This window comes from Acinetobacter sp. UBA2581 (assembly GCF_002339435.1).
Lineage (GTDB): Bacteria > Pseudomonadota > Gammaproteobacteria > Pseudomonadales > Moraxellaceae > Acinetobacter > Acinetobacter variabilis.
Map to the genome: position 1 here is coordinate 28,950 of NZ_DDLD01000040.1, position 15,402 is coordinate 44,351.

14 protein-coding genes are annotated in these 15,402 nt (G+C 43.5%); 8 read left to right on the top strand and 6 right to left on the bottom strand.

The window, feature by feature from the left end:
- Positions 1 to 41: 41 nt before the first annotated feature.
- Positions 42 to 1,568 (bottom strand): lysine--tRNA ligase, encoded by a 1,527-nt coding sequence (lysS, locus tag B3Q46_RS04530; protein WP_175967059.1) that lies wholly within the window; start codon positions 1,566 to 1,568, stop codon positions 42 to 44.
- 388 nt (positions 1,569 to 1,956) lie between these two features.
- On the opposite strand from lysS, the gene B3Q46_RS04535 reads away from it, so the two are divergent.
- Positions 1,957 to 2,451 (top strand): YqiA/YcfP family alpha/beta fold hydrolase, encoded by a 495-nt coding sequence (locus B3Q46_RS04535; RefSeq protein WP_175967057.1) that lies wholly within the window; start codon positions 1,957 to 1,959, stop codon positions 2,449 to 2,451.
- A 39-nt stretch (positions 2,452 to 2,490) separates the two neighbouring features.
- On the opposite strand, the gene B3Q46_RS04540 is transcribed toward B3Q46_RS04535, so the two are convergent.
- A complete protein-coding gene (locus B3Q46_RS04540; RefSeq protein ID WP_005234592.1) occupies positions 2,491 to 3,033 on the bottom strand; it encodes an adenine phosphoribosyltransferase in 543 nt (180 codons plus the stop codon).
- 478 nt (positions 3,034 to 3,511) lie between these two features.
- On the opposite strand from B3Q46_RS04540, the gene rubA reads away from it, so the two are divergent.
- The 5 genes from rubA (at position 3,512) to B3Q46_RS04565 (ending at position 7,689) form a co-directional block, all read left to right on the top strand.
- Positions 3,512 to 3,676, top strand: a complete 165-nt coding sequence (gene rubA, locus B3Q46_RS04545; RefSeq protein WP_004783011.1) for a rubredoxin RubA — start codon at positions 3,512 to 3,514, stop codon at positions 3,674 to 3,676.
- Between the two features lie 88 nt (positions 3,677 to 3,764).
- Positions 3,765 to 4,943, top strand: coding sequence for a rubredoxin reductase RubB (gene rubB / locus B3Q46_RS04550; RefSeq protein WP_175967056.1), 1,179 nt, complete (start codon positions 3,765 to 3,767; stop codon positions 4,941 to 4,943).
- Positions 4,944 to 5,000: 57 nt separating this feature from the next.
- Complete coding sequence (gene estB, locus B3Q46_RS04555) at positions 5,001 to 5,939, top strand: esterase EstB (RefSeq protein WP_004783015.1); 939 nt, start codon at positions 5,001 to 5,003, stop codon at positions 5,937 to 5,939.
- A gap of 13 nt (positions 5,940 to 5,952) precedes the next feature.
- Positions 5,953 to 6,861, top strand: coding sequence for a LysR family transcriptional regulator OxyR (gene oxyR, locus B3Q46_RS04560; RefSeq protein ID WP_005234587.1), 909 nt, complete (start codon positions 5,953 to 5,955; stop codon positions 6,859 to 6,861).
- Positions 6,862 to 7,092: 231 nt separating this feature from the next.
- A complete protein-coding gene (locus B3Q46_RS04565) occupies positions 7,093 to 7,689 on the top strand; it encodes a response regulator transcription factor (RefSeq protein ID WP_104426461.1) in 597 nt (198 codons plus the stop codon).
- Positions 7,690 to 7,737: 48 nt separating this feature from the next.
- Here B3Q46_RS04565 and ppk1 read toward each other — a convergent pair whose 3' ends face one another.
- Positions 7,738 to 9,819 (bottom strand): polyphosphate kinase 1, encoded by a 2,082-nt coding sequence (gene ppk1, locus B3Q46_RS04570; RefSeq protein ID WP_104426462.1) that lies wholly within the window; start codon positions 9,817 to 9,819, stop codon positions 7,738 to 7,740.
- Between the two features lie 111 nt (positions 9,820 to 9,930).
- Positions 9,931 to 10,605 (bottom strand): monofunctional biosynthetic peptidoglycan transglycosylase, encoded by a 675-nt coding sequence (mtgA, locus tag B3Q46_RS04575; protein ID WP_175967054.1) that lies wholly within the window; start codon positions 10,603 to 10,605, stop codon positions 9,931 to 9,933.
- 77 nt (positions 10,606 to 10,682) lie between these two features.
- Here mtgA and B3Q46_RS04580 point away from each other — a divergent pair, with 77 nt between their 5' ends.
- Positions 10,683 to 11,513, top strand: coding sequence for a rhomboid family intramembrane serine protease (locus tag B3Q46_RS04580; protein ID WP_175967052.1), 831 nt, complete (start codon positions 10,683 to 10,685; stop codon positions 11,511 to 11,513).
- Between the two features lie 3 nt (positions 11,514 to 11,516).
- Here B3Q46_RS04580 and B3Q46_RS04585 read toward each other — a convergent pair whose 3' ends face one another.
- Positions 11,517 to 14,012, bottom strand: a complete 2,496-nt coding sequence (locus tag B3Q46_RS04585; protein WP_175967050.1) for an ABC transporter permease — start codon at positions 14,010 to 14,012, stop codon at positions 11,517 to 11,519.
- Position 14,013: 1 nt separating this feature from the next.
- Entirely contained in the window at positions 14,014 to 14,739 is a 726-nt protein-coding gene (locus B3Q46_RS04590) for an ABC transporter ATP-binding protein (RefSeq protein ID WP_175967048.1), read from the bottom strand.
- A gap of 11 nt (positions 14,740 to 14,750) precedes the next feature.
- Here B3Q46_RS04590 and B3Q46_RS04595 point away from each other — a divergent pair, with 11 nt between their 5' ends.
- The gene (locus B3Q46_RS04595) at positions 14,751 to 15,380 is read left to right on the top strand and encodes an arylesterase (RefSeq protein WP_175967046.1); all 630 of its coding nucleotides are present in this window, start codon (positions 14,751 to 14,753) and stop codon (positions 15,378 to 15,380) included.
- The last annotated feature ends 22 nt before the right edge of the window (positions 15,381 to 15,402 follow it).

Below are 15,402 nucleotides of genomic sequence, written 5' to 3' on the forward strand. Positions count from 1 at the left end.
AAAAAGGCAGTTTTAAAAACTGCCTTTTTTCGAATAAGTCATTAGTGTTTATGACGCATATGCGGGAATAAGATTACATCACGGATACTTGGAGCATTCGCAAAGATCATCACCAGACGGTCAATACCGATTCCTTCACCTGCTGTAGGAGGCAGACCATATTCCAAGGCTTCAATGAAGTCAGCATCATAGTGCATTGCTTCATCATCACCCGCATCTTTCTCAGCGACCTGCGCCTGGAAGCGTTCAGCCTGATCAATCGGGTCATTTAATTCCGAGAAACCATTTGCCAGTTCACGACCACCGATAAAGAATTCAAAACGGTCTGTAATATGCGGGTTTTGATCATTACGGCGTGCTAATGGTGAAGTTTCTGCTGGATATTCAGTCACGAATGTAGGCTGACGTAGTTGAGTTTCTACCGTTTCTTCAAACACAATTGTTTGCAGTTTACCCAGACCAAAACCTGGTTTTACCTGTTCTTTCAGTTCGTCCTGAATAAATTTTGCCAGGAACTCACTGTCATTGACATTTTCTGGAGTGAACTGTGGATTGTGCTCAAGAATGGCATCAAACATTGAAATTTTCTTGAATGGCCCTTTGAAGCTAAAGACTTCATCGCCATAAGGCACATCAGTGGTACCTAGAATATCAATTGCCAGTTTTTCCAGCATTTGTTCAGTCAATTCCATCAGGTCTTTGTAATCTGCATAAGCCTGATAGAATTCAATCATAGTGAATTCAGGGTTATGACGAGTAGAAACACCTTCGTTACGGAAGTTACGGTTAATTTCGAATACGCGCTCGAAACCACCCACAACCAGACGTTTCAAATAAAGCTCAGGTGCAATACGCAGGAACAATGGCATATCCAGCGCATTATGATGCGTTTCAAATGGACGCGCAGATGCTCCACCTGGAATCACGTGCATCATCGGGGTTTCAACTTCCATAAAACGTTTGTCATTCAGAAAACTACGAATACCGGCAACAACTTTGGCACGAACTTCAAAAGTTTTACGGGTTTCTTCATTCACGATCAGATCAAGATAACGTTTACGATACTTCACTTCAGTATCAGTCAAACCGTGGAACTTGTCTGGAAGTGGACGTAATGATTTTGTCAGTAATTCAAAATGTTCGATATGAACATACAGGTCACCTTTACCAGAACGACCGATATAACCTTCAACTGCAATGATATCGCCAAGATCCAGGCCTTTGATCGTTGCAAGTACTTCTGGCTCAAGCTCTTTGCGTGGAACATAAAGCTGAATACGACCGGTCATATCCTGAATCACGATGAATGAACCGCGGTTCAACATCACACGACCTGCTACTTTTACATGAACGTGTTCGCCAGCTTCAATTTCTTCTTTAGATTTATCAGCAAACTGGTCTTGTAAGTCTTGCGCATAATGTTCACGTTTAAATGTGTTTGGCCATGGGCTAACACCAGTTTCTTTTGCGTGGTCTTGAATCTGCTTTAACTTGGCATGACGCTGTGCAATTAAATCGTTTTCGGAAATGATTTGTTCAGAAGTCGATTGAGCGTTATTTTGCGTCATCTCTGCCTCGGATAAGATTAGTTAAAAAATAGAAGTTGCATAGAATAGCAGAAATCTGCATCAAATCGTAGCGTAAAGACTTCCCACACGCGGCTTTTCTTGAGAAAAATTTCTGGATATATGAAATTCTTAAAGGCAAATGATTTGCATTATTTTCAGTTTCGAATTTTATGATTGGTTTTTTAAAAATATTGCCAAACTTTTATTAGATGAAAGTCCAAGATCCCAAACCTTCTGCACAAATTATGCCTTTATATCCAGTATCAGCTTAGACCAATAGCTAACTGCTTCCTCAAAATAGACGTTTTACAATAATGACCATATTAGAAGGTGGTGTTTTAACACCCTGACCACGACTTTGCCATGTCCGATAAAAATGAGTAAAAATATGTCTAAAATATTGTTTTTTCATGGCTTGGATTCGTCAAAACAGTCCACGAAATTTCATGCAATTGATTCAATGCATAAATATTGTATAGATGTGGATTATCGCAATCTGAGTTACCAGTCGGTAGCCGATTTCTACCACGAAATGGTTGAAACCATTAAACCGGATATTCTGGTCGGACACAGTCTGGGCGGTTATTGGGCGCTAAAAATGTCACAAGCTCATCAGATCCCTTGTGTGATCGCGAATCCTAGCTTGCAACCGAATTTCCGCGATGATTATCCTGCGATTTGTGACAGTGATTTGCAGCATGATATTCCGCAAATGGGCTATCTGGAATTAGGTGATGAAATTCTGGATATGCATGCAGCACAGGCACAGCTTGAAGATTATATGCAAATTCATGCCATTGAAGGTGGTCATCATCGTCTGGAATATCCCGAACAGATTAACGACCTGATTCAGGAAATTGAATATCATTTTATCCGGCAATAAAAAAGCCCCAATAGTTGGGGCTTTTTTGATCATCCAGACTTAAGCAACTGCAGCTTCAGGCTGAGATTTATCATCAAGTACTGACCAGATGTCCAAGCCTAATTCACCATGTAAATCTGGCAGATCAAGGAAGATGCTCGCACCTAGAACCTGATGCTGACATTTTTCAACCAACTCATGTACTGCTTTTAATGTACCGCCAGTTGCCAGAACATCATCTACAATAATCACTTTTTGTCCCTGAACTTCTGCAGACATTTCCAGACGGTCCAGACCATATTCAAGGCTATAACCTACACCTACCACTGGAGGCGGCAATTTACCTGCTTTACGAACCAGTAATAAGCCTTTGCCCGTACGCTGCGCCAACAGGCTTGCCAGCACAAAACCACGTGCTTCTACTGCCACAAAGCTATCTACTTCAGCTAGCTTTTCTTCAGGAATGCTGGCAATCAAAGCATCAGTTAATGGACCCAGATTATTCATGAATAATGGAGTCAAATCGAAGAAACAAATGCCTGTTTTTGGGAAATTCTGGACAGTACGAATGTGAGACCACAGAGTAGTAGACAAATTGCTCATGGGAGATCTTTAAACAAGGAAGGGAATAGGTGAATTTTAAACTAAATTAACAATGTGTAACAACAACGACTGTGCAATAATAAAGCAGAAAATAATAATAAGAAATTGATTTACATAACTAAATTTATTTTAAAAAATATTTAATAAAGACTTTGCTGAGTCTAAGTTATCTGATTTTAATCATATTTTCTGCCCGACTTTGGTCTACAACTTAAAATCTAAGCCAGAAGCGTGTTTTATAAAACTAAAAATACAACTCTTTGCCTAACCTTAAATATATTTCTAGTAATGAAATACCTAGGGACTGCCCTTTATGCTGTTAATTTCACTGATTAAACTTTTATTCGCTTTACTTTATGAATAGAACTGCGTAAAAATTTAGCCAAATATGTTTACTATTAAAAGTCATATTCTTTAGGGTCTTGCCATTTGTGGATTTTAAGCTGACAGCTACAGTTGGTCAGTTTTGGAGAGTTATATGAAAAAATATCAATGCATCGTTTGTGGATGGATTTATGACGAGGCAGAAGGTTGGCCTCAGGACGGAATCGTTCCTGGAACCAAATGGGAAGATATTCCTGATGACTGGACTTGTCCGGATTGTGGTGTTTCTAAAGTCGATTTTGAAATGATTGAAATCTAATCATGTTCTTTTAAAGGCCATATTGAATGGTCTTTTTTATGTCCTTTATACCTGAAAAAAACTAATTTAAAAAAGCATGGAGAATCGTATGCATCCTATCGTCATCATTGGTTCGGGCATGGCGGGTTATGCTGTTGCCCGTGAGTTTCGCAAACTCAACCCAGACCATGAACTTGTCATGATTTGTGCTGATGATGCGACTAATTATGCAAAACCTACGCTTTCTAATGCTTTAGCAGGAAACAAAGCACCAGAACATATCCCTTTGGGTGATGCAGAAAAAATGTCAGCGCAGCTGAAAATGCGCATCGAAAAAAACACTTGGGTCAAAGTGATTCATCCTGAACAACATCAGCTAACTTTAGAAAAAGACGGTCAGGAAAGCACACAGGATTATTCTAAATTGGTGCTGGCTGTGGGTGCCAATCCAGTACGCCTGGCCATTGCTGGTGATGCGAGCGACGATATTCATATGGTGAATAACCTGACTGACTATAAAGCTTTCCGTCATAATCTGGCAGCCCGTGAAGATAAACGTGTGGTGATTCTAGGCGCAGGCCTGATCGGTTGTGAATTTGCCAATGACTTGCAGCATACTAATCATCAGGTCACCGTGATTGATCTGGCACCCCAGCCTTTAGGTCGCTTATTACCAGCTCATGTCGCAGATGCTTTCCAGCAAAATCTTGAAGAGACGGGCATTCATTTTGTACTGGGTACAACAGTCGAAAAAGTCTCTAAAGTTGAAAATGGTGATTATCTGGTCACACTTGCCAATGGCCAGTCGGTAGTTGCTGATGTGGTGCTGTCTGCTGTGGGCTTACAGCCGAATATTTCTGTCGCAAAAGAAGCCGATATTCATACCAGTCGCGGGATTCTGACAAATACAAAACTAGAAACCAATCAACCGGACATTTATGCAGTAGGCGACTGTGCGGAAGTAAACGGAATGCTTTTACCATATGTCATGCCAATCATGCAGCAGGCCCGTGCCCTGTCTAAAACATTGAATGGCGAACATACTGCAGTTCATTATCCAGCGATGCCAGTTGCGGTCAAAACACCAGCTGCGCCATTGACTGTCCTTCCCGCTCCGGTTGATGTCGAAGTAACTTGGGAAAATGAAGAGTTTGATGACGGTATGCTGGCCAAAGCCTTTGATGCCAGCGGTACTTTACGTGGTTTTGTCCTGCTTGGTGCCACTGCTGCCAAACAACGCCTGGCATTGACCAAGCAGGTTCCTGACTTGATTCCAGCTACAGTTTAGATGTTTAATACAAAGGACATTTTTTAAGCGAAATGTCCTTTAATCAGGAAATATATCATGCATAGTGCCCTGCAGTTCAATCATTCTCCGTATACCGCTTTCATGCGTGAAACCAAGGTCGATCTTGGCAATGGCATCGAATTGCACGTAGAAGTCGGAGGAAATCCTGAACACCCGACCATTCTGCTGATTATGGGACTTGGGGCACAGATGCTGTACTGGCCCGATTTCTTCTGTAAATCCCTCATTGATCAGGGCTATCATCTGGTTCGTTTTGACAACCGGGATATTGGTTTATCTTCCAAGATTCACCATAAAGGACCTCGCTTAAACACCTTAAAAATGATGAGCCGTTTTGTACTGGGTTTAGGCAATCAGGGCGCGCCTTATACGCTGTATGATATGGCAGATGATGTAAATCTTCTGATTGAAAAAATGGGGCTGGGTCAGGTCTATGTGCTCGGTGCCTCTATGGGCGGCATGATTGCCCAGATTCTGGCCGCACGTTATCCTGATAAAGTTAAAAAAATGGGCTTACTGTTTACCAGTAATAACCAGCCACTGTTACCCCCGCCTTTTCCAAAGCAACTTTTTAGTTTAATTGACAAACCCGCTTCCACAGATGAAGATGGCATTGTTGATCATAGCTTGAAACTGTTTAACATTATTGGCTCGCCGGGTTATGTGAATCATCTTGAAGCGATTCAGACCGCCCGTAAGCTATATAAACGAAGTTACCATCCAGCGGGTGTACTTCAACAGTTTTTAGCAATATTATGTACGGGTTCATTGCTGCAACTGGACAAGCAAATCCAACAAGAGACCCTGGTGGTTCATGGTGCTCGTGACAGATTGCTGCCTCCTAGTCATGGTAAGGCTGTTGCAAAAGCAATTTCAGGGGCTAAATTTGAATTAATTGATGGAATGGGGCATGATATCCCTCCACATTTTATTCCATATCTTAGCGAATTATTTGCTGATCATTTTAAATCATAAACATTAGGACACTATGGCTGCATTACCATCCCTAAGACAGCTGTCATACCTCGTAACACTGTCTGAGACGCTGCATTTTACAGAAGCTGCTCGCCGCTCATTTGTTACCCAGTCAACTTTGTCTGGCGGTATTATGGAGCTGGAGCGTTTACTCGGTGGCGTTCTTGTTGAACGCGATCGCCAGAATGTACGTTTAACGCCGCTTGGTGAACAAGTGGTTGCACGTGCCCGTGTTCTACTGGCTGATGCTCAGGACTTAATGCGTTTAAGTCGTGAAATGAGTGAACCATTAACCGGTGATCTGCATCTTGGCGTTATTCCAACCATTGCACCTTTCATCCTGTCGCAATTTCTGGATGAAGTGCATCAGCAGCTACCGAAAATCCAGCTACATTTACATGAAGCTCAAAGTGAGAAAATTGTAGAGAAACTGGAGCATGGTAATCTGGATATGGTAGTGCTAGCGCTGCCTTTCGATACCCGTAGCCTGAAAGTTGCTGAAATTGCCAAAGAGAATCTGTATCTGGTACATCACAAATCTGACCAGAATGCGGCTCAAGCCAAATCTCTGGAAGATCTGGACCTGTCTCGCCTGATGCTTCTGGAAGAAGGCCACTGCTTGCGTGATCATGCATTGAGTGCCTGTCCAATTGGTGAGCGCAAAAATGATCATCGCCTGAAAGCAAGTTCATTACCAACGTTGATTGAAATGGTGTCTGCTGATCTTGGTTTTACCCTGTTGCCAGAAATTGCACTGCATACCAATATGATCAAAGCCAATCCGGATCTGCGTATTAATCCAATCAATGCTGCACCAAGCCGTACTCTGGCGTTGGTCACTCGTAAGAGCACACCGCTACAAAGCGAATTCGATGTGTTATTACAAATTTTGCAAAAAATCACTGCCCACGATGCAGCTTAATTAAGTCCTAATAAAAAAGGAGCACTTAGATTGCTCCTTTTTTCTTGCCTGCGTCTTCTGATACAGTAAATTTTTATACATTTAGTCAATTAAAATGATCCAAAAACTAATTTTTAAACTTTAACTATTTATAATATATAAAAATTAAATTCCTATTTCTTGGGATTGGCAGTTAGAATAATTTAAGCCAAAATACATCTGTATATTAATTACTCTCAGGATAAGATTTCTTTGACCTCATTTTTGCCCGCACCCGTATTATTGGTGCAACCTTATCCACCACCGCTCTCTTCCAATCTTGATCTTGCATTGCTACAGCTCGGTTATCAACCGGATATGCTGTCCTATACCGATCATCTGTCTACTCAATCCCATATTGAACAGTATCTCCCCAATCTAGTGCTATATGAAATTCATGAGCAAGCCCAACTCAATCATCTGTATACGGTTCAAACCCGGATCCAGATTCCTCATCTGATTGCAGTTTTAGCTGATGATTCACTTGAAATGATCAATTTATTCTTGTCATCTGGCGTGGATCGATATCTGATTGCATCGCATCCTGTTTCAAAAATAGTAGCGAGCCTGAAAATTATCCTACGAGGTGGTTCCGATTTACATCCTGAATTAGCCCGTTATTTAGTGAGTCAGGAAACAAAAATACATTTTTTAAATCAGACTGAATTACAGATTTTAAAGTATTTCAGCCAAGACCTGACTTTGGCCGAAATTCAAAACAGATTAAGTCTGCATGATTACCAGATTTATGCTGCTATTCGTAAAATCTATCAAAAACTCGCGAATCCATTTATCCATTCTCAAAATTAACAAAATATAAAAAAGGCTGAATTATCAGCCTTTTTAGTTTGCATAGAGTTATTTAAAGGTTTCCAGCAAGGTACGCTGTGCATTATGCGGTTGTTCACCTTCTGCAACTTGGGCACGCACCCAGGTTCCATCTCCTTGTAACAACCAGGCCTGCTGATTGTCTTTCAGGTAATTTAATAAACCTTGCTGGTAAATGCGTTTCTTCAATGTTTCATCTTCAATTGGGAAACAGGCTTCTACGCGATTAAACAGGTTGCGATCCATCCAATCTGCGCTTGAACAATAAATGCGGGAATTGCCATTATTGCTAAAATAAAACACGCGTGTATGTTCAAGGAAACGGCCGACGATTGAACGTACCCGGATATTCTCTGAAAGTCCCGGCAAGCCTGGACGCAGACAACAGATCGAGCGGATAATTAGGTCAATCTGTACGCCCGCTTGTGAAGCCTCATAAAGTTTATTGATTAGTTGCAGCTCAGTTAAAGCATTCACCTTCACGATAATCTGAGCTTTCTTGCCCGCTTTGGCATTGGCAATTTCATTATCAATATAGTTGATGAGCTGGGCATGCAAGGTAAATGGAGCATGGAGCAGCTTTTTCAGCTTGGCCATTTTCCCCATTCCCGTCAATTCCTGGAAGATACGATGCACATCTTCACACAGATCCTTGTCTGTGGTTAACAAGCCATAATCGGTATAAATCCGTGCATTGCCCGCATGATAATTTCCGGTTCCTAAATGCACATAACGCACCAGCTTGTTATTTTCTCGGCGTACCACCAGAATCATTTTAGCATGGGTTTTATAGCCAACAATGCCATAGACCACGACAGCCCCCGCCTCTTGCAGTACGTTGGCAACTGCAATATTGGATTCTTCATCAAAACGTGCACGTAGCTCGATGACTGCAGTCACTTCCTTACCGTTACGGGCCGCTTCTGCTAGCACCTGCACGATCTCGGAATCTGGACCACTGCGGTACAGTGTCTGCTTGATCGCCAGTACCTGAGGGTCTCGTGCCGCTTCACGTAACAGCGTAATCACTGGAGCAAAAGATTCAAATGGATGATGTAGCAAAATATCCTGCTTCTGCATTGCACTGAAAACATTTTCAGATTTTTTTAGTACTTTAGGCAGAATTGGCGTATGTGAATCATAACGTAAATGTGGACGTTTGAAGTTAGACAGTAATCGCGCCAGATTAACCGGTCCTGCCACTTTATAGAGCTGGTCTTCATCCAGATCAAATTCTTCCAGCAAATATTCATAAATATGCTGCGGACAATTTTCAGTCACTTCCAGACGGACTGCACGACCAAAACGGCGCGAACTTAGCTCGCCTTTTAAGGCTTTGGCCAGGTCTTCAACATCTTCATTTAAGGCCAGATCGGCATTCCGGGTAACACGGAATTGGTAACATCCCGTCGCGGTCATGCCCGGGAACAGGTCAGACACATGTTCATGAATGATGGCGGATAACATCACATGATGTTCTTTACCATCAGTCAGTTCATCCGGTAAACGCACCACACGCGGCAATGAACGTGGCGCAGGAACAACCGCAAGATCAATCTGACGGCCAAAGGCATCTTTCCCTTCTAGCGTCACAATAAAGTTTAAAGATTTGTTGACCAATCGTGGGAATGGATGTGCCGGATCAAGGCTAATGGGCGTTAAAACTGGCGCAACCTGCTCCTGAAAATATTTTTTCACCCAGGTCGATTGTGCCGGTGTTAGCTCTCCACGACGCAGAAAACAGATATCTTCCTCACGCAGTTTCGGCAAAATCTCTTCATTTAAAATACGGTACTGACGTTCAATGGCGGCATGCGCAGTTTCGGCAATCTGTTCTAATACTTGTTTTGGCGTCAAACCATCCGGACTGCGACTTTCATTGCCCAAATCCAGTTGTTCCATGACGCCAGCCACACGAATTTCAAAAAACTCATCCAGATTACGTGAAAAAATCAAAAGAAAGTTCATGCGTTCCAGCAAAGGATGCAGAGGATCGACCGCCTGTTCCAGCACTCGCAAATGGAAATCCAGAATAGACAGTTCACGATTAATGTAACGATCATTATAAGTATATTCGGTTGGTGCCGAAGTCGTACTGGCTGCCGTATTCATATCAAACCTACGCTATTTTCAAGTCTTACTTATTGCTTTTAGTATGCTTCAAATTAATGACATTTTCATAAAAAAAGCCCAAATATTTGGGCTTTATCTTGATATTTTTATTTAAGGGATTTCAGCATAGCGCATATAACGCTGAATCATACGTTTACGTGCTTTTAGGGCTGATGCATTACGATGATCTTCAAAATATTTTGGATTGGTGAGAATCGCTGCCAGGAAGATGGCCTGATCACGCGTCAGGCTCTCTGCAGTCTTACCGAAATAATGTTTGGCTGCAGCTTCTGCCCCGTAGATATTGTCTCCAAACTCAATCGAGTTAAGATACACTTCCAGAATACGCTCTTTAGACCACATGCGTTCCATCATCCAGGTCGCAACAGCTTCCTGACCTTTACGCAGGAATGAACGCTTGTTGACGAGGAACAGATTTTTAGCCAGCTGCTGGGAAATGGTTGACCCACCGGCTACGACACGGCCTTCATTCTTGTTACGGCTGAGCGCAGTCTGAATACCATCCCAGTCAAAGCCATGATGGTGCATGAATTTTCCATCTTCTGCTGTCACTACCGCCCGTTTCAGATTGGTACTGATTTCATCATAAGGGCGCCACTGATGTTGAATGGGCTTGGAGGGCTCAGTCCAATAATCAATCCGCATCATCATGGTGGTATTCACCGGATTGGTTCGCCACCAGGCTAAACTTGCAAAAATCCACAGTTGAACAAGTAGAATCACACTGACAATCACGAGAAAGGTGCGGGTCAGAAAGGCTTTCATGTCAGCGCGTTACTCCTGAAAATTCAATTTTTCGTGTTAAGCTTATTCGAAATATACAATCACAGCAAAAAAATAGCATGCCTGAAAATTCTCCCCCAACAACACATCGCAAACTTGAAATGCAGCTCTGGTGGATGACCGCACTCTTGATCTGCATCAATGTCGGCCTGTTTGGCTGGCAGGTTCTGAATGGTATGGATATCACACAGCCCAGTTCTCCAGATGCCATTCGCTGGGGAGCAGATTATGCACCTTTAACGTATTTAGCGGAACCCATACGCCTGTTTAGTAGCATGTTTTTTCATTTTGGCTTAATTCACCTGATGTTAAATATGTGGGCACTGTATATTTTTGGTAGTGTCGCTGAACAAATTTTTGGCCGGGTCTATTTTACAGGTCTTTATATTTGTGCCGGCCTGATGGGCAGTTTACTCAGTGGTTATATGAGCATCCAGGACAGCTATGCCTTAATCGAAGGCGGTGTAGCCAATCCTGGCTTATTGCCGGGTGTTAGTGCGGGTGCTTCGGGTGCAGTCATGGGTCTCGGTGCCTCACTGACTGTTCTGTCTTTACTGCCGATGTTGCCCCGTCAGCCTTTTATTCTGGATAAAAAGACACTGGTAATGATCATAGGCCTTAACTTGGTGATGGGCTTTATGATTAGCGGAATTAACAATGCCGCACATATTGGCGGCATGATCATGGGGGCCGGACTAACAGCGCTCTGGTATCTCGGTCAGAAAATGCAGCGTGGCCGTTTGGTCAGTCTGGTTGCCTTACTGCTCGGCGTCGCTGCCTTTGTCGTGCTGTATCAATATAATCTGGCCCTGCTTGAACCGATCCGCCCACTCTGGCAGGAAATTTTACAAATGCTACAACAGCAGTTGGCGGATCAGCCCGCAAGATAAATCTTATTGATTCATCTCACGCAGGCTTTGCAAGGGCGGAATCTCGGAAAGATAACTCAGACGATAACGCCCGATCAGGGTACACAAAACTGTCATAAACACAGGCAGGATAATCCAGATTTCCCAATGGGGCTCGATGATCAGATCCATCTTATAGCTGGCAATGGCGCTGATCACTTCTGCAAACAGACATGAAACAATACCTGCGAATAGTCCGATAAAACCGATTTCCAGACTCATCATGGTTTTCAGCTTCTGTTTGGAACTACCAAAAGACCGGAGCAAAGCCACTTCACGTTTACGTTCATCCATGAGCAGGTTTAGACAGGCCATCAGTACTAGAAAACCGGATACGCTGACCAGCACAGCCAGAATGGTAATGATCTGCACCAGTACATTCACAATCCGTTTGATTTCTTCCAGAATCAGGCTGACATCAATAAATACCGTATTGGAAAACCGCTGAACCAGATTCACCAGTTTATCTTTATCTGTTTCCGGTACATAGAAGCTGCCCAGATAACTGCCAGCATTAGCATCCATGGTATTTGGTGCAAAGATAAAGAAGAAGTTTGGACTAAAACTTTCCCACTCTACCGTTCTGAGATTCACCACTTTGGCTTCGAGTATGCCTTCAGGCAAGCTAAAACTGAGCTTATCCCCCAGTTTGATGCCCAGCTCTTGTGCAGTATTGGCTTCGACCGAAACTTCACCCGGCTGTTTCAATCCTGCCTCCCCCTGCACAATGACATTATCCTGAGGATAGCGGTCCGATTGAGTCAGATTCAGTTCACGTCTTAAGGTATTACTCTGCTTGACCAGTTCAGCAGCAAAAGGATGATCATTTTTCGCCACCAGACGCCCGCGAATATTGGGATACAAGGGTGTACTTTTCCAGCCATTCTGTTCTAACTGAGCTTTTAAGTCAGGCATGTCAAAAGGCGGCAGACCATAGACAAACTGGTTGGGTGTCCCTTCCGGCAACTGTTGCTGCCAGCGATCAAGCAGGTCGGTACGTAGCACAGCCAGCACACTGATCAAGCTGAGTCCAAGGGCTAAAGCAGTAATTTGTAAAGCGGTCTGATACGGTGTCCGCACATACGCAGACAGGTTGGATTTCAGATTACGCAGCAGTTTTAAGATACTCCAGACCGTGAAATACAGTACGGCACAGAGCAGGATAATGGCCCCGATCACCCAAGCTGTCAGCAGAATATTTTCCGTTAAAATCACACTGAAAATAATCAGACTTAAGGTTCCGGTCAGTAACATCCACAACATCGAATGGACGGATTTTTCCTGCTGACGAATGACCCGAATCGGAGGGGTATTCAAGAGCTGAAACAGACTTGGCATGACAAAGCCCAATAACACCACAGCACTGGTCAGCATGGCAATTGGCAATGGTCCCAGCAGCATCGCCGTAGCAGAAAACTCAAGCTGCAAGTTTGGAATCAGCTGTAGCATAAGTTGCAATAAGCCATAACCCAATGCTACACCTATTACGCTACCAATCAGCATGGCGATTAAAAGCACTAAACCTAGCAAAGCCAGATAAGCGGCCAGAATCTGATTTTTGGTCGCGCCAATACAGCGCATCAGGGCAATATGATCCTGATTCTGCTGCACATAACGCTGCGCAGTTAAAGCAATGGCAATCCCGCATAACAAAATGGTAAGAATATTGGCCAGTTGCAGAAAAGTATCCAGATTGGCAATCGGCTTCATTAAACGGGTATTGCCTTCGCTGGCATTACGTAAGCGTAGGCTGCCCTGCTGTTCCAGTTCTTGCCCCTCAACCCCAGCATCTGCTTCATCTGAAGTTCCATTTTCAGATTTTATCTTCTGCTTGAACCAGGCTTCATATTGCCGGGTATCGGCTGGATTACCCGCCATTAATAAACGGTAATCAATCCGGCTACCGACCTGAATCGCATTGGTGCGCGCCACTTCTGACTGAGCAATAATTACAGTCGGCGAAAAGCCAGAAAAGCCGAGCTCCTGATTCGAATCCCGCTCGATTTTTGCAGTAACCTTAAATTTGGCATCGGCAATATTCAGTTCATCACCCAGTTTGACCTTGAGTAGATCCATGGCCCGTGAACTCAGCCAGATTTCCCCCGCTTGGATTTTGTCTGCTGCAGGTTGAACCTGTAGCCCTCCTCGTAAAGGAAAAGTCTGATCAATAGCCTTAACATTGACCATGACAAACTGATCATTGGTATAAGCCATCGTACTGAAAAATGTGACTTCAGACTGCTGTAAATCGAGCTGCCTGGCCTGATCACGCCATTCCTGAGCTAGCGGCTCATTATCAGAAAGTACCAAATCTCCCGCCAGCATTTCAGCTGCCTGTAAAGCAACGGCGTTCTGAATCTGTTCATTACTGAACTTTAGTGCCGTTGTGGCACTAATCGCTAAGGTCAGCGCGATGATTAGCAGATAAATTCCTGTCGTATTAAAACTTTGTCTGAGTAAAGGACGAAACAGATGCTGCATATCAGCCTCCACTCGCATGTTCAATCAGCTGACCATTGACCAGTTCAAAATGACGCTGGCATTGTCGGGCCAGATCAGGATCATGAGTAACCAGAACCAGCGTGGTGCCTAATTCACGATTTAACTGAAAGAGCAGCTGTTCGATTTCTTGAGCAGTTTCCCCGTCCAGATTACCTGTCGGTTCATCAGCAAAAATGATTTTGGGCTCACTGACCAGTGCGCGGGCAATGGCCACCCGTTGCTGTTCTCCACCCGAGAGCACTTTCGGTGTTTGCTGAGCTTGACGGTCTAATCCGACTTTTTGTAGCAATGCTAGCGCCTTCTGCTCAGCTTCACCATATTTAAAATATGGCTGTAAACGTAAAGGCAGCATGACATTTTCAAGTGCCGTAAGATGAGGCAAAAGTTGGAAAGACTGAAACACAAAGCCAATATTTTTTAGCCGGACTAAAGCGCGCTGTTCTTCATTCAAGTCTGATACCAGCTCCCCACAGACCGTTAACTGCCCGGCACTGGCCTGATCCAAAGTGGCCAAAATGCCCAGTAAAGTCGACTTTCCTGAACCGGAACGTCCGGTAATGGCGACCTGTTCTCCAGTCAAAATTTCCAGCGAAAGATCTTCAAAAATAGTCAGTTGTTTTTGTGAAAGTTGTATCTTTTGTGTCAATTTCTGGGCAGAAATAATCGCTTGTGGCATGATGGTCGAATCGTTGCTGCTTTGAATCATACGTGTCCTATATGAAAGATCTAAATCAGAAAAATCGTGTATTGCCTTGCCTGGTATTCTTTGGACTGTGCCTGATTCCTTTTAGTCTGTCGGCAAAGACCATTATGATTGTGGGTGACAGTATAAGTGCTGGTTATGGCATGCAACCACAGCAAGGTTGGGTACATTTATTACAAAAACGTTTGGACCAACACTATCCGAAACAGCATAAAGTGGTCAATGCAAGTGTGAGCGGTGAAACCACCAGTGGTGCCCTGGCGAGATTACCAAAACTATTGCAGACTCACCGTCCAGATGTTGTGGTGATTGAGCTTGGCGGGAATGATGGCCTGCGTGGGCAGCCACCCCAAATGATTCAAAAAAATTTAGCAGCTCTGGTACAGCAGAGCCAGAAAGCCAAGGCGAATGTCATTGTTTTTGGAATGAAAATGCCACCAAATTATGGTCAGGCATATAGCAAGGCTTTTGAAAATAACTATAAGGTGGTCAGTCAGCAGTATAAGGTCAAATTACTACCCTTCTTTATGCAAGGTGTCGCTGGCAATAAAGGCCTAATGCAACAGGATCAGATTCATCCCAATGCCAAAGCCCAAACTATTTTATTAAATAATGCTTATCCTTATATTAAAGGCGCCCTCTAAGGCGCCTTTAACTGGATCAAAT

Bases quoted from the DNA above. Each gene is read 5' to 3' on its own strand.
- B3Q46_RS04535 (WP_175967057.1), top strand. From the start codon at position 1,957: ATGTCTAAAATATTGTTTTTTCATGGCTTGGATTCGTCAAAACAGTCC.
- estB (WP_004783015.1), top strand. From the start codon at position 5,001: ATGCATAGTGCCCTGCAGTTCAATCATTCTCCGTATACCGCTTTCATG.
- oxyR (WP_005234587.1), top strand. From the start codon at position 5,953: ATGGCTGCATTACCATCCCTAAGACAGCTGTCATACCTCGTAACACTG.
- B3Q46_RS04590 (WP_175967048.1), bottom strand. From the start codon at position 14,739: ATGATTCAAAGCAGCAACGATTCGACCATCATGCCACAAGCGATTATT.
- mtgA (WP_175967054.1), bottom strand. From the start codon at position 10,605: ATGAAAGCCTTTCTGACCCGCACCTTTCTCGTGATTGTCAGTGTGATT.
- rubB (WP_175967056.1), top strand. From the start codon at position 3,765: ATGCATCCTATCGTCATCATTGGTTCGGGCATGGCGGGTTATGCTGTT.
- B3Q46_RS04580 (WP_175967052.1), top strand. From the start codon at position 10,683: ATGCCTGAAAATTCTCCCCCAACAACACATCGCAAACTTGAAATGCAG.
- B3Q46_RS04540 (WP_005234592.1), bottom strand. From the start codon at position 3,033: ATGAGCAATTTGTCTACTACTCTGTGGTCTCACATTCGTACTGTCCAG.
- ppk1 (WP_104426462.1), bottom strand. From the start codon at position 9,819: ATGAATACGGCAGCCAGTACGACTTCGGCACCAACCGAATATACTTAT.
- lysS (WP_175967059.1), bottom strand. From the start codon at position 1,568: ATGACGCAAAATAACGCTCAATCGACTTCTGAACAAATCATTTCCGAA.
- rubA (WP_004783011.1), top strand. From the start codon at position 3,512: ATGAAAAAATATCAATGCATCGTTTGTGGATGGATTTATGACGAGGCA.
- B3Q46_RS04595 (WP_175967046.1), top strand. From the start codon at position 14,751: ATGAAAGATCTAAATCAGAAAAATCGTGTATTGCCTTGCCTGGTATTC.
- B3Q46_RS04585 (WP_175967050.1), bottom strand. From the start codon at position 14,012: ATGCAGCATCTGTTTCGTCCTTTACTCAGACAAAGTTTTAATACGACA.